The 21,921-nt window shown below is 43.2% G+C and carries 19 protein-coding genes; 10 read left to right on the top strand and 9 right to left on the bottom strand.

Annotation, left to right across the window (positions count from 1 at the left end):
• Positions 1 to 9 precede the first annotated feature (9 nt).
• The 7 genes from BLV62_RS19935 to BLV62_RS19965 all read left to right on the top strand — a co-directional run bounded on the left by BLV62_RS19935 (position 10) and on the right by BLV62_RS19965 (position 7,109).
• Positions 10 to 459, top strand: a complete 450-nt coding sequence (locus BLV62_RS19935) for a thioredoxin family protein (RefSeq protein WP_026773227.1) — start codon at positions 10 to 12, stop codon at positions 457 to 459.
• Entirely contained in the window at positions 452 to 1,384 is a 933-nt protein-coding gene (locus BLV62_RS19940; protein ID WP_026773228.1) for an FAD:protein FMN transferase, read from the top strand. The genes BLV62_RS19935 and BLV62_RS19940 overlap by 8 nt, the downstream gene beginning before the upstream one ends.
• The gene (locus BLV62_RS19945; protein WP_026773229.1) at positions 1,381 to 1,614 is read left to right on the top strand and encodes a DUF4266 domain-containing protein; all 234 of its coding nucleotides are present in this window, start codon (positions 1,381 to 1,383) and stop codon (positions 1,612 to 1,614) included. The genes BLV62_RS19940 and BLV62_RS19945 overlap by 4 nt, the downstream gene beginning before the upstream one ends.
• Positions 1,615 to 1,635: 21 nt before the next feature.
• A complete protein-coding gene (locus tag BLV62_RS19950; protein WP_026773230.1) occupies positions 1,636 to 2,826 on the top strand; it encodes a DUF3570 domain-containing protein in 1,191 nt (396 codons plus the stop codon).
• Between the two features lie 92 nt (positions 2,827 to 2,918).
• Entirely contained in the window at positions 2,919 to 5,414 is a 2,496-nt protein-coding gene (locus tag BLV62_RS19955) for a cation-translocating P-type ATPase (RefSeq protein WP_026773231.1), read from the top strand.
• A 23-nt stretch (positions 5,415 to 5,437) separates the two neighbouring features.
• Complete coding sequence (locus BLV62_RS19960) at positions 5,438 to 6,166, top strand: VIT1/CCC1 transporter family protein (protein WP_026773232.1); 729 nt, start codon at positions 5,438 to 5,440, stop codon at positions 6,164 to 6,166.
• A 139-nt stretch (positions 6,167 to 6,305) separates the two neighbouring features.
• Positions 6,306 to 7,109 carry an RteC domain-containing protein gene (locus tag BLV62_RS19965; protein WP_258522440.1) on the top strand — a complete coding sequence of 268 codons (804 nt, stop codon included), beginning with the start codon at positions 6,306 to 6,308 and terminating at the stop codon, positions 7,107 to 7,109.
• A 74-nt stretch (positions 7,110 to 7,183) separates the two neighbouring features.
• Here the strand turns inward: BLV62_RS19965 and BLV62_RS19970 are convergent, their stop codons facing one another.
• From BLV62_RS19970 to BLV62_RS19990, 6 genes are all read right to left on the bottom strand, one after another.
• Positions 7,184 to 12,697, bottom strand: a complete 5,514-nt coding sequence (locus BLV62_RS19970; RefSeq protein ID WP_026773234.1) for an N-6 DNA methylase — start codon at positions 12,695 to 12,697, stop codon at positions 7,184 to 7,186.
• Positions 12,687 to 13,121, bottom strand: a complete 435-nt coding sequence (locus tag BLV62_RS19975; protein ID WP_026773235.1) for a DUF1896 domain-containing protein — start codon at positions 13,119 to 13,121, stop codon at positions 12,687 to 12,689. Before BLV62_RS19975 ends, BLV62_RS19970 begins: the two co-directional genes overlap by 11 nt.
• Before the next feature lie 244 nt (positions 13,122 to 13,365).
• A complete protein-coding gene (locus tag BLV62_RS19980) occupies positions 13,366 to 13,728 on the bottom strand; it encodes a ubiquitination-like system serine protease family protein (protein WP_026773236.1) in 363 nt (120 codons plus the stop codon).
• Complete coding sequence (locus BLV62_RS28625; RefSeq protein ID WP_211117785.1) at positions 13,709 to 14,464, bottom strand: ThiF family adenylyltransferase; 756 nt, start codon at positions 14,462 to 14,464, stop codon at positions 13,709 to 13,711. Before BLV62_RS28625 ends, BLV62_RS19980 begins: the two co-directional genes overlap by 20 nt.
• Complete coding sequence (locus tag BLV62_RS28630; RefSeq protein ID WP_051347779.1) at positions 14,442 to 14,909, bottom strand: DUF6791 domain-containing protein; 468 nt, start codon at positions 14,907 to 14,909, stop codon at positions 14,442 to 14,444. Before BLV62_RS28630 ends, BLV62_RS28625 begins: the two co-directional genes overlap by 23 nt.
• Complete coding sequence (locus tag BLV62_RS19990) at positions 14,884 to 15,372, bottom strand: multiubiquitin domain-containing protein (RefSeq protein ID WP_051347780.1); 489 nt, start codon at positions 15,370 to 15,372, stop codon at positions 14,884 to 14,886. The genes BLV62_RS28630 and BLV62_RS19990 overlap by 26 nt, the downstream gene beginning before the upstream one ends.
• 127 nt (positions 15,373 to 15,499) lie before the next feature.
• On the opposite strand from BLV62_RS19990, the gene BLV62_RS19995 reads away from it, so the two are divergent.
• The 3 genes from BLV62_RS19995 to BLV62_RS20000 are packed head-to-tail and all read left to right on the top strand — an operon-like array spanning position 15,500 to position 17,319.
• Complete coding sequence (locus tag BLV62_RS19995) at positions 15,500 to 16,177, top strand: sigma-70 RNA polymerase sigma factor region 4 domain-containing protein (protein WP_026773237.1); 678 nt, start codon at positions 15,500 to 15,502, stop codon at positions 16,175 to 16,177.
• A complete protein-coding gene (locus BLV62_RS28165) occupies positions 16,164 to 16,517 on the top strand; it encodes a hypothetical protein (RefSeq protein ID WP_051347781.1) in 354 nt (117 codons plus the stop codon). The genes BLV62_RS19995 and BLV62_RS28165 overlap by 14 nt, the downstream gene beginning before the upstream one ends.
• A 1-nt stretch (position 16,518) precedes the next feature.
• On the top strand, positions 16,519 to 17,319 hold the full coding sequence (locus BLV62_RS20000; protein ID WP_168927861.1) for an ImmA/IrrE family metallo-endopeptidase: 801 nt from the start codon (positions 16,519 to 16,521) through the stop codon (positions 17,317 to 17,319).
• 98 nt (positions 17,320 to 17,417) lie between these two features.
• Here the strand turns inward: BLV62_RS20000 and BLV62_RS20005 are convergent, their stop codons facing one another.
• The 3 genes from BLV62_RS20005 to BLV62_RS20015 are packed head-to-tail and all read right to left on the bottom strand — an operon-like array spanning position 17,418 to position 21,911.
• Positions 17,418 to 18,302, bottom strand: a complete 885-nt coding sequence (locus BLV62_RS20005; protein ID WP_089763705.1) for an ORF6N domain-containing protein — start codon at positions 18,300 to 18,302, stop codon at positions 17,418 to 17,420.
• Positions 18,299 to 20,380, bottom strand: coding sequence for a type IA DNA topoisomerase (locus tag BLV62_RS20010; protein WP_026773238.1), 2,082 nt, complete (start codon positions 20,378 to 20,380; stop codon positions 18,299 to 18,301). The genes BLV62_RS20005 and BLV62_RS20010 overlap by 4 nt, the downstream gene beginning before the upstream one ends.
• A 19-nt stretch (positions 20,381 to 20,399) precedes the next feature.
• Positions 20,400 to 21,911: a DUF3945 domain-containing protein gene (locus BLV62_RS20015; RefSeq protein WP_051347783.1), complete on the bottom strand. Its 1,512-nt coding sequence runs from the start codon at positions 21,909 to 21,911 to the stop codon at positions 20,400 to 20,402.
• Between the last annotated feature and the right edge of the window lie 10 nt (positions 21,912 to 21,921).

Raw genomic sequence — 21,921 nt, forward strand, 5'->3', positions numbered from 1 at the left:
CAAGAAAAAATGAAAAAGATAACTTTTTCCACTGTCCTGCTTTTTTCGCTGGCAATGGCACACGGGCAAACCGTTTTTCAGCAAGCTCAAAACGAAGCGAAACAAACCCACAAGCTCATCCTGTTGAGCTTTTCGGGTTCCGACTGGTGCGTACCCTGTATTAGAATGCACAAGTCTTTTTTTGAAAACCCGGAGTTTAAAAAGACCGCTGACAGCCTATTGGTACTGGTAAATGCCGATTTTCCCCGAAACAGGAAAAACCAGTTGGACGGCAACATCAAAAAACAAAACGAGGCACTGGCAGACAAATACAATCCGCAGGGGGCATTCCCTTACACCCTGTTGCTGGATGAAAACGGAACGCCGCTCAAAACATGGAGCGGTATGCCTGATGAAGCCGTTGAGGACTGGATAAAGGAAATCGTTACCGTTTACGACAAAAAATACCGGAATGAATAGATTACAGGAATTTCGTAGAGGAGAAAAGCTGATGGGCAATGCTTTTGAAGTTACCGTTGTAGGTGAAGATAAATTGTGGGCAGAAGAAAGGATAGATGTTGCTATCGACGAAATCAGACGGATAGAACAACTGCTCACAACTTTCAGTGAAGACAGCGAAACCAACCGTATCAATGCCAATGCGGGTGTACAACCCGTACAGGTAAGCCGGGAAACGTTCGGGCTGATTGAGCGTAGCCTGCGCATCAGTGCCGTTACAGACGGTGCTTTTGATATTACCTACGGCTCGGTGGACAAACGCCTCTGGAATTTTGACCGGAATATGACCAGCCTGCCGGATGCAGAAACAGCTAAAGAAATGGTTCGGCTTATCAATTACCGCAACGTGCTGCTGGACGGCAACGAATGTACCGTGTTTTTAAAGGAAGTTGGTATGCGTATCGGCTTTGGTGGTATCGGCAAAGGCTACGCCGCTGAAATGGCTAAACGATTGTTGCTGCAACAAGGGGTAGCAAACGGTGTAGTGAACGCTTCCGGTGACATCAGCACTTGGGGAAATCAGGCAGACGGGAAACCGTGGACGATTGGAATTGCCGACCCCGACCACGCAGGGCGACCATTTTCCTACCTTAACATCAGTAACATGGCAATTGCCACATCAGGCAATTACGAGAAATATGTCATTATCGGGGACAAAAAATATTCGCATACCATCAACCCCAAGACCGGGCTTCCGGTGACAGGTATCAAAAGCGTAACGATAATATGCCCCAATGCGGAAATAGCCGATGCAATGGCAACTCCCGTTACGATTATGGGTGTCAGGGCTGGGCTGGATATGGTCAACCAGATAGACAACTTAGCCTGCATTATCATAGACGACAACAACAAAGTTTACTCATCCCAAAACATACATTTAAAATGAAAAAGTTCCATAATCTCAAACTGTCCCTGTGCGGCATAAGCCTGTCGGCACTTGCGCTGTGTTCTTCCTGCACTACGGTAAAGGAATACCAGAAAAACAGGCTCAACGATGCCGAAATGGTGTTGGGCAACCGCAAAATCGAAAAAACAGAACTCAATTTCCAGTCCTACCGGGAAGGAGCTTCCGGTGCAAATGCAGGAAAAAGCGGCGGTGGCTGCGGCTGTAACTAATTATTCAAAACAAGAAATAAAATGAAAAGAATATATCTCACCGCAGCCGCACTTATGGCAATGCTGCATTCCTACGCACAGAGCAGTCTTCCCGACACTGGCTACACTGCCCGTAAACTAAAAGTGGAGGAGGTAAACCTCGTATCCAGTTACTACCATCAGGACGGGAATAACGCCGCCGTAACCGGGGGCATCGGCTCCGAGAAACTGACGGACATTTCCAACTCGATTGACGTGAAGCTCATCCGGCATGACAGGAAAAACCGCAAGCACAGCTACCTGCTGGACGTAGGTATTGACCACTATACCTCGGCATCATCGGATATGATTGACCTGAAAGCCAACAGTTCCGCATCACATGCCGACACAAGGATTTACCCATCGCTTGGCTGGACAATGGAAAATGAAGCCAAAGGTTCAACTATCGGAGCAGGTGTATCAGCCTCCAAAGAGTTTGACTACCTTTCCCTTGGTGGCAATGTTATGTTTGCACAGAAAACCAAAAACCGTATGGGCGAGTTTACCGCCAAGCTGCAGGTATATCTCGACCAGGTAAGTTTGGTAACTCCCATAGAGCTGCGGGCATCGCAGACCCGTGAACACGAGCATTACCCAACAGCATCACGAAACACGTTCGCTGGTTCATTCTCCTATTCACAGATTATCAATGAGCGGTTGCAGGTGATGTTTCTTGCCGATGTGGTACAGCAGCACGGCTATTTGAGCCTGCCTTTCCACAGGGTTTATTTTACGGACGGCAGCGTGCATCAGGAACAACTGCCGAGTAACAGGTTTAAGCTGCCAATCGGTTTTAGGGGAAGCTATTTTATAGGCGACCGTTTTATCCTGCGTGGCTATTATCGTTATTATACGGACAATTGGGGTGTCCATGCCCATACCGCCGAACTGGAAGTCCCCGTAAAAATATCGCCTTTCTTCTCCGTAAGCCCTTTTTACAGGTATTACCAACAAAGTGCCGCCAAATATTTTGCAGGCTACCAAACCCATCAGGCAGGCGAAGACTATTATACCAGCAATTATGACCTGTCAAAGTTTACCAGCCAATTCATAGGTGCAGGTATTCATTTCACACCGCCGGGCGGCGTATTTGGCATCAAGCAACTGAACACGCTTGAACTGCGCTACGGGCATTATTACAGGTCAACAAAAATGAACGCTAATATTATTTCACTGAATTTAAAATTCAAATAACATTGATGAATGTGACAAACGGCTCAATGATAAGATTACGTCAATAGCAATGAAGATAATCAGTATAATTTATAATCCATATTTAATTAACTATGTCCTATAATATTCCCTACCATTTCAAAGGTCTTAGCGACAGTGAAGTTACCGCTTCAAGAAAGAAGCACGGTTACAACCGTATTGATGCCACCCACAAAAGCGGTTGGCTGGAACTGCTTTTGAACATACTGAAAGAACCAATGCTTATCCTGCTGTTTGCCATTTCTGTTATTTACTTAATTATTGGCAATTATGGAGAGGCATTGTTCATGTTTGTTGCCATCGTTGCGGTTTCGGCTGTTTCATTCTATCAGGACAACCGGAGCAAAAAAGCATTGGAAGCGTTGGAAAAGCTCAACGAGCCTTTAAGTACTGTTGTCCGAAATGGCAAAGTAGTACAAATCCCTACCCAAGAAATTACAGTAGGCGACCTGTGTATTACGGAAGAAGGGAAAATGATTAATGCAGACGGAAAGATAGTCCACAGCAATGATTTTTCGGTGAACGAGGCATCTCTGACAGGTGAAAGCCTGTCGGTTTTCAAAAGCAGCGAAAGCGATGATAACAGAGTGTACAGCGGAACGGTTGCAGTGTCGGGACTGGCTGTTTTTGAAGTGGAAAAAATCGGCAGGGAAACCCGTCTTGGAAAAATAGGCACGTCTTTATCTGATATAAAAGAGGCTGCATCGCCTTTGCAGCTTCAAATCAGGAAGTTTGTCAAAACAATGGCGGTGATTGGTATTGTCATTTTCCTGTTGGTTTGTGTTGTCAATTATTACCATACCCGAAACCTGCTCGAAAGTCTGCTTAACGGGCTTACTCTGGCAATGTCTGTCTTGCCTGAAGAAATCCCGGTAGCGTTTACCACATTTATGGCATTGGGCGCATGGAAGCTGATGCGTGAGGGCATCATCGTTAAACGGAGCAGCGTGGTTGAAACACTCGGTAGCACGACTGTTATTTGTACCGACAAAACCGGGACGATTACAGAAAACACGATGCACCTGAAACATCTGTATGATTACCGTTCGGACAAAATTTTTGATGAGCAGGACTTTAACGATACCTCACTTTCGGAGTTGATAAACTATGCCATGTGGAGCAGCGAGCCAGTACCCTTTGACCCGATGGAGAAGACCCTGCACCAAATATATGGACAGACACAAAAGGACGACCATAGAGGCTACTTTACCTTGTTCCACGAATATCCTTTGGACGGCAAACCGCCTATGATGACGCATATTTTCCAAGATACGAAGCAACACCGGATTGTTGCGGCAAAAGGTGCGCCGGAAGCCATTCTTCAGGTGTCCACACTTCCTGAAAACGAAAAAAGTAAAATTCGCGGGTTGATAACAGGGTTTGGGGAACAAGGATTTCGTGTTTTGGGTGTAGCAAAATCACATTTTGAAGGTAATACCTTTCCTGAAAGACAACAGGATTTTCAGTTTGAGTTTTTGGGCTTGGTAGTATTTTATGACCCACCTAAAGAAGGCATTCGCTGTGTATTTCAGCATATATACGATGCCGGGATTAAAGTAAAGATAATTACGGGCGACAATGCCGACACTGCAAAAAGTATTGCGGTACAGGCAGGTATTGTCAATGCCGACAATGCCGTGGAAGGAACGGAAATTATGGCATATTCCGGGGAGCAACTATTGGAAGCAGTAGAGGAAAAAGTGCTGTTTGCAAGAATGTACCCCGATGTGAAACTGACTGCGGTAAATGCCTTAAAACAAAAGGGTGAAGTTGTGGCTATGGTGGGTGATGGTGTGAACGATGCACCAGCATTGAAAGCCGCAAATATCGGTGTGGCAATGGGTAGCAAAGAAACTGAGATTGCGAAAGCCGCTGCTTCTTTAGTTATCATCAACGATGATTTGGACAAGCTGATTACGGGAATAGCGGCGGGAAGAAGAATTTACACTAATATCAAAAAAGCCGTTCAATACATCATTTCCATTCATATTCCCATTATCCTTACAGTGTCTTTACCCTTGTTTTTGGGCTGGACATTTCCACAGATATTCACGCCGGTACACGTTATCTTTTTAGAGTTGGTCATGGGACCAACCTGTTCCATTGTGTATGAAAATGAGCCAATGGAAAAAAATGCAATGTTGCAAAAACCAAGAAAAATGACTGACACATTCCTGAACTGGAAAGAGCTTGGAATAAGTATTGTTCAGGGACTGGTAATAACGGCAGGCATATTGTTCACGTACCGATATACGGTGCAGACCGGTGGTGGTGAGCAGCAGACAAGGGCAATGGTTTTTACTACGTTGATTTTCGCAAACATTCTGTTGAGCTTGACCAACCGTTCATTCTATTACAGCCTGTTTGAGAGTTTCAAAAATCGTAATGCCCTGTTTGTGGTCATCAATGGCTCAACCTTAGTACTTCTTTTAGCGATACTGTATTACCCGCCGTTGTCCGACTTCTTCAAGGTTACAGGTTTGAGGCTAAAAGAATTGAGCATAGCTACTCTTATTGCATCGGTTTCCGTTCTGTGGTTTGAGGTTTATAAATTGTTTAAACGAAAATAGTAATTGACAAAAATTCAAAAGCGATGAAAAACAAAAAGGAAGAGGTAAATGAAATTACGATTGACAACTATTGGAACAACCATTACATCAATCGTAGCAACTGGCTTAGAGCCGCGGTGCTGGGAGCCAATGACGGTATTATATCCGTGTCCAGTCTGGCTATTGGAATAGCGGCAGCAAGCACAACAAGAGAACCGGTATTGCTGGCTACTATTGCCTCGCTTGTTGCCGGAGCCTTGTCAATGGCGGCAGGCGAATACGTGTCTGTAAGTTCACAGACTGATATTGAAAAAGCCGACATAGAAAGGGAAGCAAAAGAACTCCGTGATATGCCGGAAACAGAACGCAACATATTGGCAGAAATCTATGAAAGGCGTGGACTGAAAAAAGAAACCGCCATGCAGGTAGCTAAGGAACTGATGGAAAAAGATGCTTTGGCTGCCCATGTTAGGGATGAGTTGGGGATTAACGAAATCAGCAAGGCAAACCCCATGCAGGCGGCACTGGCTTCAGGGGCATCTTTCACGGCAGGCGGAATATTGCCTTTAGCAGTAACGCTGCTGGCTCCCATTGTGGGGATGGAATACTGGCTCTACTGTTTTACGCTTGTCTTTCTCATTTTGTTGGGAATAGTATCGGCAAAAACAGGCGGTGCGGGCATCGGTAAAGCTATTGTAAGAATTGCTATCTGGGGAACAATTGCAATGGGCTTGTCTGCATTGGTGGGGCATCTGTTTGGTGTAAATGTTTAATGATAGCTAATAATCTTTCCGGAGCTAATAACTGTGAAAAAGGTACAATGGGATAACTGAAAATTTGAACCGCATATATAGAATAATTAAGTCTTAATATCTAAAGTGAAAGTCAATGACGGGATTTTATACAAAAATCATGGAGGAGTTAGAAGAAGAAATAAAAGAATTGACATACGAGCAAGGCAATGTTTTAGCTTCCTCTGAAAAAGCAGTTGAACTTATTTTACATAAGACCTCTGAATTGAAAGAATATGTATTGAAGACGGGGTTTAAAAATGTGCAGGAAGAAATACACTTTTTCAAATATCAGAAACCAGCCATTATAGCAAAGCTGATTTACCACAATGCTATCTACAAAATTGAGGCACGGAAACCTTACGGAGCAAAGCCGATAAGAAAATACCTTAACAAAGAACTGAAAAAACTCAAAAGGTTCTTTGATAATAATCTTGATTTCTATAAGTATTATCGTAGCAATAATTCTTTTCTTGATGAAAATTTTTTTGTACGTGGCAAGCACGATATAAAACTGTGGCTGGACACCTACTACTTCCAATCAGACCAAACCTTTTCCACTTCCCATGATTATAAGGTTGCTAAGATAATTGCCAACGACTTGATACAGGTTTATATCGAAGGTCAACTGTACAGCAAAACCCAAGACAGTAATTCGGCATCCACAGAAAAATTGAATTGGACAGGTAGTAAAGTTGCAATGATTGAACTAATCTATGCGCTGCATTATCAGGGTGTCTTTGACAATGGGAACAGCGATATAAGAATAATAGCCCAATATTTTGAAAGTGCGTTTGATGTTGAGTTAGGTAATTTTTATCAAACCTATTTGGAATTGAGAACCCGAAAAATAAACCGTACAAAATTTCTCGATGAATTACGGGATGGACTTTTAAAGAAGATGGACGAACAAGATGAGAAATAATATTACCCAATAGAGATAAAAAAGTAAACGGGGACTTGCAGATCCCCGTTTGCTTTTTATCCATCCCATCCGTATTATAAAACCCCTCTTGGCAGATGAATACCTTTAACCCGTACAATTGTTTCAGAATTATGCTGACTTTGTTTTTCGGCTTTTTCGGGCTGTACCGCTTCTGTATCGGCTTCCGGCTTTATGGATAATTGTATTTTCCTTTCAACCGCCGCCAGTTCCGTTTTAAGGTCGCTCAAAGCTTGCTCTTTCTTCCATGTACCGTTTACCACCTCCTGAAGAACAGGGAGGTCTTTTTGCAGCCCGTCAAGTTTCTTTTGTTCCTGCTCTAAGATGCCGGGTATTTTTTGGAGCGCATTCAGAAAATTGAGCGATGCTGTTTTTGCATCGGTCGCCATCTTACCGTTATTGAACGTGTATTTGATATTGCCCTCGCCCTGAACAAAGAAACGGTTATCCCTTTCGAGCGTAGTGCTGTCCTTTTCCGAAAGTTCGGTTTTGACCAATAACGTAAAGCCGTACAGCGTACCGATTTCCTCATACTGCCCTGCGGTACGGGCTTTTTCGGAAAGCTGGTTGAGTTTCGCCCCAATTTGTTTTACATCGGCATTGGGCGGCAGCCCTGTAAGCTGCACCGGGTTGAGTATTTCCCCGTCTTTGTTTTTCTGTATGCGCTGTTGCAGGTTTTGCCAGTCGAGGCTCATACGGTCAAACCGTGCCTGCGTACTTTCCAGTGAGGCAATGGTATCTTCCAGCTTGTATTTGGAAGTAGATTTGGAACGGTTGTGGGCCTGCCGTTCGCTTTCCAGCCCGGCAATCTGCTTTTCCAGTTTCGCTTTTTCCAAAAGGTCGGTATTGCCTGATAGTATCGCCACATATTCCGAGAAGTTCATGCCCGTTTTTTCGTCCATGCCACCCTCATCAATGGTACGTTTGCCGAGGCTGTTGCTCTTTAATTGCTCAATAAATACTTGCTTATTGTACATCGTATTGAACTTGTAGCTATCCAGCGATTTTTGAACAGCGTAGATGAAAATATCCACTTTGTTATCGGCAAAGAATTTGGCAATGTCATTGCCTTTGCGGATAGCCCTGCCGTCCCGTTGGGCAAGGTCAGACGGTCGCCACGGTATATCCAAATGGTGAACGGCAACCGCCCGTTTTTGTGCATTTACGCCCGTGCCGAGCATTTCGGTAGAACCGAACAGCACTCGTATTTTTCCCTCGTTAACATCCCTGATAAGTTCCTTGCGCTGCTTTTCATTCTTAGCCTCCTGAATAAACCGTATCTCGTGCGCAGGGATGCCGTGGTCTTTCACCAGCTTGCGCTTGATTTCCGAGTATATATTCCATTCCCCCGGCTTGTAAGTACCGAGGTCGGAGAAAACGAACTGCGTTCCTTTCTGCGCATTGTATTTATTGTAGTATTGGGCAATATTAGCCGCACAGTGCGAGGCTTTATTGTCCGGGTGGTCTTCATAAGCCCGGCTAATCATCCGCATATCCAGCGACATCTTACGGGCGTAGTCTGTCGCAATCAGCATCTTCGCTTTTTCTTCGCTTTCACTTAGCGGAGGTCTGCCCAAAAGTTCAGCATTGCCCGTTTTGGCAAACTCCATTAGCTTTTGAATGAAAACCTCCTGCTCCGGCGTGGGTGGGATATGGTACAGTATCTCGTTTTTTTCGGGACGGTCTATACCAATATCCTTTGCCGTCCGGTAGTCCGTAATTTCCGAATAGAACTGCGCCAGTTCCGGCACTTTGATAAAGAAGCGGAAACGCTCTTTTGATACGATATTGTTCGCTACCGAAAATTCATAATCAGTAGTCTTACGTGCGTATATGGCTGCCCACGCATCAAAACAGTTGATGCCCTGTTTTTCCATTGCTTGCGGGCGCAGGTATTTAAAGAGTAAATACAGTTCTGTGAGCGAATTACTGATAGTCGTACCCGAAAGGAACGTTGCGCCCAGGTCTTTGCCTGTGCGCTCCTGAATGGTGCGGAGGGCAAACAGCAGGTTTAACGCCTTTTGGCTACCAGCCATATTGCCCAAACCCGCTACACGCTCATGCCTTGTATTGAACATGAGGTTTTTAAAACGGTGGCTTTCGTCCACAAAAATGTGGTCAATGCCCATCATTTTAAAGTCCACAACATCATCCTTACGGTTTTCGATGTCATGCTCCAGTGTTTTTAATTTAACCTCTAAATTTTCCTTACGGATAATGACCCCTTTGAGCATCCCCCTTGAAACCTCTTTTCCCTGCGCTTTCAAAGCGGCAAGATTATCTTCCACGCTTTCCAGTTCTGCTTCTAAAATCTGCTTTTGCATTTCGGGCGATTGCGGTATCATCCCGAATTGGTCGTGCGTTAAGATGATACAATCCCAATCGTTGTTTTTAATATCCCCGAATATGCGCAGGCGTTTCTGCGGGGTAAAATCTTCCTTGCCGGGATATAATATTTTGGCGTGGGGATAGGCTTTGCGGTAGGTTTCCGCTATCTCGTGCACATTGGCTTTTAACCCGATAATAATCGGTTTATGTGCCAGCCCCAAACGCTTCATTTCCTGTGCTGCCGTACACATGATGAGCGTTTTACCTGCACCGACTTCGTGGTCGCAGATAGCACCGCCGTTCATCTTAATCATCCAAACGGCATCCTTTTGGCTGGGGTACAGGTCTTCGATACCTAACGCCTTGCGGTCAAGCCCCGGAAACTCCTGATGGCTACCGTCATACTGCGGGCGTACAAAACAGTTAAAGGTATCGTTGTATTTGTCGGTTAACCTTTGCTTAAACTCATCCTTCTGCGCAAAGAGCCAGTCCGAAAACTCCCTGCGTATCTCGTCAATTTTGCTGTTAGCCATTTGTATGGCTTCCATGTCCCGCACCTTTACTTCCCTGTCATCTATGATTACCTTTTTGGTAATGTCAGGCGTAGTGTTGACAAGGGCGTGTTTCAGCAGGGTAACGCCGTCAAACGTCCGGCTTTCAGACTTGATAGCGTACTTTTCGGTAATATGGATATTCTTAAGGTCGCAATGGATGGAAAAATCATCGGAACTTTCAGAATAATTGATGCGTATATCCGTATCGAACAGGTGTGAAGCGAAACGGTTGTAGATACCCGTAGGTATCCAGCGTTCGCCGAGGTTAAAATCGAGTTCCTCAAACTCAATCCTGCGGGGCTTTGCTTCTTCGAGGGCTTTAAGGCTTGCGGCAGCTTCCTTGTCATCCGGTTGCCCGGCAAGGTACGCCTGCACATCTTCGGCTTTTTCAACTACGTTGCCCGAAACCCATTTTTCGGCAATCTCGTATTCCTTTTGTACAGGACTGTAAAAGATACGGCCATGCAGCACATCTTTTAAATCCTCGCCGGACATCCCGCTAATCTCCGACATATAGCCCAAGTCAACCCTGCCGTACTTGTTGAGCGATGCCGCCAACGCTTCGTCCGGGTTATCCGTTGCAAGCGTTGCCGTTGAAAAACTTACAGGCTTGTGGAATATATCAGCTTTATGCACTACACCACCCACAACACGCTCCAAATAGGGTACTTCCTTTCCTGCGGTGTCGGTCTTTATCAATTTGATATTGTCGGCACTGTTCAGGTTGCCATATTTCTTTAGAAAATCATCATACAGGCGGTTCAGCGTTTCCCGTTCCTGTTTATATTCGCTATGGTGCTGCGCTTCCTGATTGTATAGTTCCTGATAAACATCCCGCAACCCTATGTACGCTTCGGCTCTTGCTTTCTGATTGGCTGGCAAGGATAGCGGGTGAAAGACCGCCGTACCATTGGATAAATCCACCTCCCTCAAATGCCCTACAAAACCATTATCCATCACAAGGCAATCATCCCGGTGGAATGATTGCAGTTCACCGGAGTACGGGGCAGGTTCAGGAAGTACCTTGTCATTGGCAGAAACAGCAGGTTTATCTTTGGATATTTTTTCTATTTCACCACGGCTGTTGATACCAACGGATGAAAACAAATCGCCTATCACGGGTGCTTGTCTGTTTGTACGTGGTACGGTTGGGGGCTTCGGTGTTTCTTCTTTGGGATTACGCAGGGGTATATAATCAAACAAGCCCGGCTGATGCGGGCGATTGCCCGCCTTTTTCTTGGTAACAGTTGTCCTTCTCCTAACTCTTTTCGGTGGAGCGAGAACGGCAGCTTGTGGCGCACTGTTAAAGAGGTCAAACAAACTTAACTGCACTTCTTCCCGTACTTGCGGTGCATCGGCTATCGCTGTAACGCTTTGCTGCGCACGGCTAATAGAGGGTTGTGCTGCCACAGTATTGGTAAAATTGAACAATGTGGGTTGTGGCGTTTCGCTCCTTTCTATGCCGGTAGCCGGCTGCGTGGGCGTAGGGTCAGGAGTTACGGTAACATCCGGCTCTACCGTAGGCTCATCGGGCGGTAGCCCTTTGTAAAGATTTATATTCAGATACTCTTTAAAATCTCCATCCAGTATTTTCTTTGCTTCTTTTGCAATTTCGGCTACGCCGCCACTATGTGTATAGACGGTATAAGGTTTACCGTAGAGGTCGGTAGATTGTATGATTTCATCAAATACAACGGGGGCGGTATAATGAACGAAAGCGTTTACGTGGTCGTTGTGCTTCGTGAGCAGCGTATCGCAAAAGTCTTTTTCCAATTTCGTAAAACCTTGCTTACCTATGTTCTTTTGAAGTACGATAAGGTCGCTGCCGACTTCTGTTCCGGCATAATCCATGAAAAGATTGTTCGGTAGCCGTACCACCGAAACAAGGTTATGCTCTTTCATCAATGCCTCACGTATGGGCTTATTGCTTGGGCTATCCAAAACGCCCTGCGAGGTGATGAAAGCGAGAACACCGCCATCCCGTAGCGTGTCCGTTCCCTTTAAGAAAAAGTAATTGTGGATGCCCCTTGCTGCCTGCGCCCTTGCAGGGGCATTACCCCGTGAATACGAAAGGTCAAAGACCGAACTTGTACCAAATGGAATATTGCTGGCAACCACATCGTAGCTGTTCAGCTCCCTTTCGGGTATTTCTTCAAAACCGCTTATACGGATATTTCTGTCAGGGTAAATCTGTTTGAGGATTTTACCCGTTAGCAGGTCTTTTTCATAAGCGGTAATCTGTGATACGTTTTTATCTGTAAAAGACTGGATAAAGCCGCCAATCCCTGCCGATGGCTCTAAAAATTTTTGAATGGCTATACCATTTTCTTTGAATACATCGGATAATGTATTGATGATTTCGGGCGGAGTATAAAACGCTGTAAGTACCGAACTGCGCATACTGTCCACAAAGTGTTTATACTGCCTTTCGTCTGCGGCATTTTCTTTCAGTACCCTGTGTAGTTCCTGCGTTTCCTCAAAATACCTCCGCTCATAATCTTTCCACTGCTTTATATCTGTCGGATGCTCTGCGGGATTTAAAATGAATTTTAGTCCCCCGAAACCACTGTACTGTAAAAGCTGCTGCCGTTCGGCTTCGGTAGCTTGGCGTTTTTCCTTTTCCAACCTGAACATGACCCGTAACGCCTCGATATTCTGCTTCAGGTGGTCACGTTGATTAAATGCCATAGTCTTCGATATGAATTGCTATGGTTCCCGTGATTTCCGTATAAAGCAGGTCGTGGTCGGTGGTATAGGCGAAGTCATCCGTCAGCACATATTTGGCAAATACGGGTTCACAGATAGGCAGCATCTTTAGAGCAAACGGGCGCAGTTCCTCATCCAGCATGATGCTGTTAAACTCACTGCACACCACTTGAAAAACGGTGTCGAACTTGGAATAGTAAAGCCCCTCAAAGAGTATATTATCTGCGATTTGGTCGCATTCCTCAATGGGGTTGCCCGAACGGAATGCGCCCTCGTAAGCATTTGCCGCCCACTTGGAGCGTTGCTCGATAAACTTTTGGTCGTCCGCTTTTTCGGGGAAGCTGATATTTAATAATTCCTGTAACCTTAACGTAAAATAAGAGAGGTCTTTTTGCTGTGTACTCATATTGATTTTGTTTAAAATTTTCAATGAGTAGCTAAAGTATTATGGCTATAAACCGCCACACCTAAAGCGGTAGTAGTTGGCTTTGGGTGGCAGAGTTTGGCGGTAGAAAAATTGATTATGGGAGAATCGCTTTTACGAATGGCAAAAGAATTACCAAGTGGAAGGATATAATTGGGTGGTGTACGTATTTAGATAGTAGTTCAACTATAAACCGAGCATGAAACAAGAAAGGAATTTTAAAAAGTCAACTCTTCTTTTTCTTCCGTTTAAATTTTTTGAAAAAACTCTTCTTGTTTTCTGCATCTTCTTTACGACCTTCTTCAATTTCCCAATCATCCCAACGCCTTGCGAGACGGATTTTATTTCGCGTAATAAAGTAATGTGACTTACATTCAAAATTCCAATTTCCAATAGACGGAGAAAGCGAAACGGTTTTTCCGTCAAAACGAAGTTCCCAATCTGTTGGGGACAGGGGTGTAACAACTTTGTTTCCGCAACCGCAGACACACAAGTGGACAGCCGTTCTATATTCAACAGAGATGTAAAGGACATCTTGTTCAGGGCTGTTCGGAATGTACTCAACGAACTTATGTTGGATTATCTTCATTTAGCAATTTATTTGTGTTGATTAAAAATAAATTATTGTGTTCGTTTTTTATATCTTGATAAAATCCGCTTAGCTTTTTCCATTTCACAACTGCAAACATTGCATTCAGACAATTTAAGTCCGCAATTTGAATATTGTTTGCGTATTCATTTGCATCCGTTTCGGACGAACCTATTCGGTAATCCAGATGGTCGTTTTTTTCAGACGAAGCAATAGTAACACGAACAGCACCATTCAGACAATCATCAGCTTTGTTCACGCCAATGCCGACATCAATAAATGTAACGCCCATTTTCAAAAACGCTTTTGTAAGATTGTAGCGAACTTCGTTTTTGTCGATGCTAATAAAGACGTAACTGAAATCTTTTAATTCATTTACATTTTCAAGTGTTATATACTTCGTATGTGCTTTTATTCCTGCGTGCATATTGGAATAAATTCCGTGATAATAATCTACTTTATTTATTCCGCTTTCTGTTTCCAGCTTTTCACTTGAAACAGCACCCGGCGAACGAAAAGCGTTGTGAAGTTGAAAAACATCAGCATCAAAAATGTGTATTTCTTTAACAGGAGTTTTTGCAACTTGGTCAAGAATATACGAACCAGTTCCGCCCAAGCCGATAATTGCAATTTTTTGATTCTCAAATTTGCGATTTAAAAACTCAATTCCTGCACGAGAAGAATTTGTGTCGGGATATTTAAAAACGTTTGTATCATTCATTACTTCTGTTTTCATTTAAAGCTTTTTTAAGTGGTTTTGTTGTTACTGTACTGTCAATGGCTTTAGCGTGGATACTTAGTATTTCTGCATAAGTCCTGATTTTTTCGTAATAGTTCGGATAATTCCCTGACAACGGTTTGCTTGAAAAATAATGCGTAGCCAATAGTTCGTTTGTTAGTTGCTGTCTATTGGAATTATTGATTATTGCGTCAAGCGGTTGCCCATTAACATTACAAGGCGTTTCACCATTAAAAGAAATCGTGTGGTCGGGTGGCGTTGAAATTTTCGTTGGACTTGCATAGTTTAATACACAAATCAACGTTCCTAACGCTACACTTTTTGAAGAAGTAGCATAGGGAATTTGGCGGACAACCAAGTGTCCGCCTTTTACCTCTATGTCGTAGCCTTCTTCTTGCAGACGATTTAAGTCAGGATTAAGATTTATCAGTTGCTGTTGCATTGAAAATCATTTTATGTTTAACAAAAACTTCCTGACCCGCAAACATTGACCCTTCGGGGTTTTGTTTTGGGCCATCTTCGTAAGCTACGGTATAAACCATTGTTGGCTTATCTATGTACTGCCCAAATGCAAGAACAATCACTTCTTTGAAGCTGATTTTTTCTTTTGTCCACTTGTGCGGTGTGCCGTTTACCACAATGATTACTTCTTTCGCTTTTGAATAGAAGTGTTCAATTTCAGGACGAGCAAGATTGACTTGCTTATCATCGGGAATCGGTTCATCTTCCCAAGGCTTTTTAACCGCAAGAAAAATTTCTTCATCATTTGCGATATGTCCTAATCTTCGGATTTCAGCACCTGTAATGTATTGCTGATTCCATTCGTACTTCTTACCGTTTATGGTAAGCCCTAAAACACGGTTGCCGTGTTCGCCTTTCGGATTTTTGTCTTTGTTTTCTGACATTGTTTAAAAATTTATTTATTCAACCTATCTACAAAAACCGTTATATAGGTTATCTTTGTAACAAGTTCATCTTCAATACCCAAACCGTTACTAACGGTTTTTGGTAGTTAATTTGTAGCAGTAAAAAATGAGCAATAGTCAGGACTTAAATAACGAAACGACGGAGAGCCTCTTGGAATATATCCAATGGAAGGACGAATCTGACTATGCAGAAATAGCTAAAGAAGCATTTAAGGTATTTACATTCCGGTATCAATTAGAGCTTCTCAAGAAACTTACACCTATTTGTAAAAATTGGGGATATGACAGTCAGGTTGCAACTGAATTAGCCTATGAGGCTTTTAACCGTATTTGGAAGTACCCGAAGTTTGACCTTTCAAAATCAAAGCAAAAGGACTATGACAAGGCTATTATTTTTTATCTTTTTGGCATTGCTAAACGACTTTTAGCTGACTACAAAAGAAGTGAGACCGAAGACCCAAATCCATTTACAGGAAGTGAAGAAATTATTACAGAGTTTCCTGATATAGAAAATATGGAAATGGGCAAAGAGCGTAAAGCCCAATTACAAAAAGTATATGAACTTTTAAATGAAGCACTTTCCAAACTTTCACCAAAGCATAAGGTAATTTATCTTACATATAAACAATACGAATCAATAACAAATGACGGGTATAATTTGCCAAGGCATTTAACTAAAAAATTGCAAGACGAACTTGACCTAACGCAAAACAGTATTCGTGTTTACAAGAAACAAGCAATTGAGGCGGTTAACACACATTTAAAAATTTATGGCTCAAAATAAAAAACATATTACACCAGAGAACATAACCGAGTGGTTATCTTCTACTGGGTTCCTCTTCCCGAGGAACGAAGTTGAGCTTGAACGCTTTGAAAAGCTATATGGCGATGTTGATTTCGGATTAACGGGAAAAGAGATTGACCCTGATAAAATCATTAATGGCACTTTCAGAGAAACTAAAATTGTAGAAAAACCTACCGATATTAAACAAGAAGAAATCAATCCTTATCGAATGGCGGCACGCAATGGTAATGGCTTACCTAAACACATTATGGATAAAATCAAGAAAAATCAAAGTAAACAAAAAGATGATTCAGGCGGGTCGGAAAATGCAAATAAGTAAGTTGGCAGAATATGTTGCTAATGAGTTTTCAGACAAGAATCTTACTTTGCTTGATGAGATTGCCAAGTTTGAAAGTGTTCCTATTCATTATGACAATTACGAAGACGCTTTTGACGGAATGTTGCTGTATGATACAGATAACAAGGACTTTCACATTCACATAAACATTGACAACGGAAACAACCAAAATTCTAAACGTGGGCGATTTACCCTTGCTCACGAACTTGGACATTTTTTCTTGGATGAACATCGCTTGGGTTTAAAATACGGTTTGCTTGAACCGCATGCTTCGTTTCATAACATCAACCATAAAACGCTAATCGAATTAGAAGCGGACTATTTTGCAAGTTGTTTACTTATGCCAAAGGACAAGTTCAAAAACTTTTCCGCAGAATATAAACGAATAACGGGAAACAGAAAATTTTCTATTGACACAATTCTTGGTTTATCCGAAAGTTTTCAAGCAAGTGTATTATCAACTCTTATTCGATTTGGTGAAGTTGGCACACACGAAGTATTTGCCGTTGTGTCAAAGGACAATATTGCGCAGTGGTTTGTGAAAAGTGTAGATTTTCCTAATTGGAAATTCAAATTCAAAATAGGCGACATTATTCCGCAGACGAGCGTTGCAGGAGAATATTACACTATGGAAAATAGAAAATTTACAAGCATTGAATCGTTATCGGCGGACGATTGGTTTAATCCACCAGCAGATGACAATAGAGCCAACCGTCAGATGTATGAGCAATGTTACTATTCAGACAGCTATGGCTACGTAATTAGTCTTATATGGTTTGATTAAGCTAAGAACCTTATATAATATTGTGAAGATTTTAGATAAGGAATAGAATTTATTTATTCTTTAGAAAAGGCAGACTTGATGCGGCAGATGAAATACCTCTATAATCTATGATTTAAAAATTGAAGCATTTTGCTGACCTCGATATCCATTCTCGAAAAAGCAAACCATTTTTTACCCAAATCCTTTAATGATGCCCCGATGTGGTACAGCTCCGCTCCATCAATGATAAGAAAGCGGTCATGGGCATGAACAAAAGGATGAACGTTTATAGCTGGGTATTGGCTGTTGTAGCGTTGCACATCGAGTTGTAACTGATTGCTGATGCTTTTGGTGTAGATAGTGGCTGATACGGTCTGCCCACGCTTTCCCAGCAGCGTAAGCACCGTATCGTCCACATAATTGTCAATAAGGATAATAGACCTTTGTGCGTTTCGGATAATGCCCGAAACAAAGGTATAGGCATCAAATATCTGCCCGTCATAGAAAACACCTTTTTCGCTGTGTAGCTTGCCGCTTTCCAGTGCTTTAAATATTTCCTCAAACCTGCCGTCTGCCTCAATCTGTTTCAGTTCGATTTTATCCATGCGGGAAAATAGCCCAGCATTATCCAGTAATAGTTTTCGCATTTCAACAAAGGCATTCATTATCTCAATGCTCACCTTTACGGCTGTATCGCTGCGCAACACTGCCGACAACATGGCTACACCTTGTTCGGTAAACACGTAGGGCAAATAACGCCGTCCGCCACGTCCTGCGTTTGAGGTTCCAATTTGGAACCTCAAAGTTTCGCTTTCCTCATCGTTTAATTGAAAACAGAATGTTTCAGGAAAACGCTCAATATTTCTTTTCACGGCTTTGTTCAGTATTTTGGTTTCCACCTGATACAATTGAGCCAGGTCTTTGTCAAACATGACCTGTTTGCCCCGCACCGTATAGATAAGGCTTTCTATATCCTTTTGACTGATGATTATATCGTTGTTCATCTCTTTTTGTTTGTGGTATTATCAAATTCAAAAGAACTTTCGCCATTATCTTTCAGTATGATAAAGGCATCGAATTTCTTACCCGCCTTACTTTTCATGCCTTGGATAAGGCTGGTCTTTCCTTTGTTCACAAGGTTTTCGATTTCGGCAATGCTCAATTGTACACCGCACACGTTACGGAATTGAAGCCAGTTGCAAGCCTCATCGGGGCATTTGACAACCTTATCCCGGATGAGCAGTTTACGGGCTTTGCATTTGGGGCAGGTCAGTTCAGGGTGATTATGGCTTGCAATGTTCATGCTCAACAATTCCTGCGTTATGGATGAAGTATAGGCTTCCATTGATTGATGATAGCCCATTGCATCGGCTTCGTTGTTCTCAATCTTTTGTAAAGCCATTTCCCATTCGGCAGTCATGGCAACATCGGCAATCCTTTTATCCTTTACAGCTTCGTAAACCTGCAATCCCTTTTCTGTGGGAACGAGGGATTTTTTATCACGCCTGATATAATCCCTTTTAAAAAGGGTTTCTATAATGGCGGCTCTTGTGGCTGGTGTACCAATGCCGATACCTTGCAGTGCTTTACGCTCATCTTCGTTCGCTATTTCCTTTCCTGCATTTTCCATTGCAGACAACAAATCCGCTTCCGTATAGAGTACGGGCGGTTTCGTCTTTTTCTCCAACACTTCGGCAGTTTTAATTTTCAGGTCATCGCCTGCTTTTAGTTCCGGCAACTCCTGTACTGGCTCGCTATCTTCATCACTAAAGTTTCTTTTGATACCACGCCAGCCTGCTTCAATAATTTTACTGCCTTTCACCAGAAAATCATAGTGCAGCGCCTGTAATATAACGTCTGTTATTTCTTTGGTACAGGCTTGTGATAAGGCTTCCACCAAACGCAGGGCAATCATATCGTAGATAGCTTCTTCGTTTAAAGGCAATGTTGATGGAATAGTTTCGGTGATGAGCAGACCGTGATGGTCGGTTACTTTTACATCATTCACGATGCGTTTATTGAAACGACCCCATTTCAATTTCCCAACCGCTTCTTTACAGGAAGCCCTTGCTTCCAACGACCTTACCAAAGCAGGTATTTCAGCCCAAATATCTTCGGGAATGTATTTGCTTCCGGTACGTGGATAGGTAATCAATTTCTTTTCGTACAGGCTTTGGGCAATGTTCAGCGTTTCTTCGGCAGTTAAGAACAGTCTTTTGTTCGCTTCCTTTTGCAGTCCCGTTAAATCGAAAAGCAACGGAGGTTGCTCTGCAACGGTTTTGGTTTCTACTGTGGTAACGGTAGCTGTTCCGGCACGCTCTATGGATTTGAGGGTATCGTCTGCCAGCTTTTTATCTTCCCATTTGGTTTTGGAAAGGCTTTTAAAATCCGTAAACTCTTTGCGGTGTTCTAACTGTATCTGCCAATACTTTTTGACCGTAAAGTTTTTGTTTTCCAAATAACGTTTACAGATAAGCGCAAGCGTGGGTGTTTGCACGCGCCCCAGCGAATACACACCATGCCCCGCAATACTCAATGCCTGCGAAGCATTGATGCCCACCAACCAATCGGCTTGGCTTCGCCCTTGTCCGGCACGGTACAGCCCGTCAAAATCGCTTCCGGGTTTCAAATTGTCGAAACCCTGCTTAATGGCTTTTTCGGTCAATGAACTTATCCATAAACGTTGAAAGGGTTTACTGCATTTCAGGTATTCATAAATGTATCTGAAAATGAGTTCGCCCTCACGTCCGGCATCGGTAGCAACGATAATGCTATCCGAACGACCAATAACCTGTTCAATAACTTTCAATTGCTTTACCGCTCCGCTATCGGGAACGTATGCCTTTTCCTTTCTTACTTTCCGTACCGTCAGTAAAAAAGGATTGGGCAATATGGGCAGGGCTTCCCTTTGGAAGCCCGATAACCCATAATCCTCCGGCATTGCCAGTCCGACCAAATGCCCGAATGCCCACGTAACCTGATAGCCATTGCCTGTTATGTAGCCATCCTTTTTATCGGTGGCTCCCAACAAGGCTGCTATTTCACGGGCTACGCTTGGTTTTTCTGCAATAATTGCTTTCATATCTTTTTCTTTTGAGTGATTACCTTCTTACACCTCTGGATTTATTTTCTTTCGGTGGCTGCTGCTGTTCCTGCTGCTGTTTGTTGATAGGAGCGTTCTGTTGGGACTTTAAAGGCTCGTTGATGTTCTTGGTAGCCTCGTTGGTTTTCCCTTCGGAATTGACGGCTACCTGCGTTTTGTGGGTATCTGCCGGAACAATCTTGTCTTTTAGTTTGTCCGGGTTTCTGAAATTGAAATCATACTTGCCTGTTTCGGCATTCAGTGTAACGTAGCCCTTGTAAGGCTGTCCTTTGCCATCCATGAAATCCGAAACATAAATCGTTTTGCCCTCCGTGAGCTTTTTGTATTGCTCATCGTTAAATTCCTTGCCCCTGTATAGTCGTGGATTGTCCTGCGATTGTGCCTGCTGCTGGTTTTGAGATTGCTTGTAATTTGAACCTCTTTCAAAAAGGTATTCAGGAAAACGCTTATCGGCATTGTATTGAATGTCGCTGCTGAATGTTTTCCCTTTCTGCGAAACCATACCCTCTATGTAAATGGATTTGCCCTCGTATAAAGTTTGCTTTTGTTCAGCACTAAGTTTTACCCCTCCAATGTCGTCAGGAACTTTTATCCAATCCTGTCGCAAGGCGATAACTTCCTTTGTCAGTTTATCAATGCTGATAATGGACGGTATTTTTTCTCCGGTCTTGGGATAGGTCAGTTCCACCACACGCCCCATGTTCCCGGTTTTGAGCAGGTTCTCTTTATCCTCTTTGGTAAATTCATGCCCGAAAAAAGGCGTATGCAAGTTGGGTTCGTGGCGAACGCCATACATCACAAATACAGGCATCCCGTTTTCTCCGCTTTGAAGTCCCAGCCTCGCTTCCGAACGCATGACGGCAGAACCGAAATTGATGCTCACAGGATATACCTTATTGGTCTTATAGCCCTTTAACAGCATTTCCAGCGTATTGTCTTTTTCCAGCCGTTCTTTGGTTATACCGATTTGCGCCAGCGTTTTCCAATCAATATCATCTGCTTTAAAACGATGGTCGTTTGTTTGAGGCATTGCCTGTGTCGCTTCGGGCTTTGCCTGCGGTGCTTGTGTTGTTTCCATATCTTTTTTGTTTTCTTGTTGTGGTTCCTTTGGCTCTTTCACTTCGTGCTTTGCCATAATAGCCTCGCCTTCTTTGGTAGGGGCATTCACCTGTTGCTGCATTTTCTGCGCTGTTTCAACTGCATCCTGTGCCGGAACTTTGAAAAATGAAAAACGAGTAGGGTCTTTGAGCTGTCGCCAGAAGTTGGAGAAGAAGTTGGAAAAGAAATCGCCGCTCTTATCTACCCGCATAAATGCGTTTTGATTTTTCTTGTTGGCATCAACGGTTTTCAATTCGCCATTTTCATCTACACCTGTAACAGCTTGGATGGTCTTTTTTTCCTTATCCATAACCAGCAAAACATCCGAAAGCTGTTCAGGCGTTTGCTGTGGATTTGTTTGTGTGCTTTGCTGTGGCTCTTGCCCGGCTGTTTCTGTTATTTGCTCACTCATACTATTGATA

It is taken from the genome of Chitinophaga terrae (ex Kim and Jung 2007) (assembly GCF_900107795.1).
Classification (GTDB): domain Bacteria; phylum Bacteroidota; class Bacteroidia; order Chitinophagales; family Chitinophagaceae; genus Chitinophaga; species Chitinophaga terrae.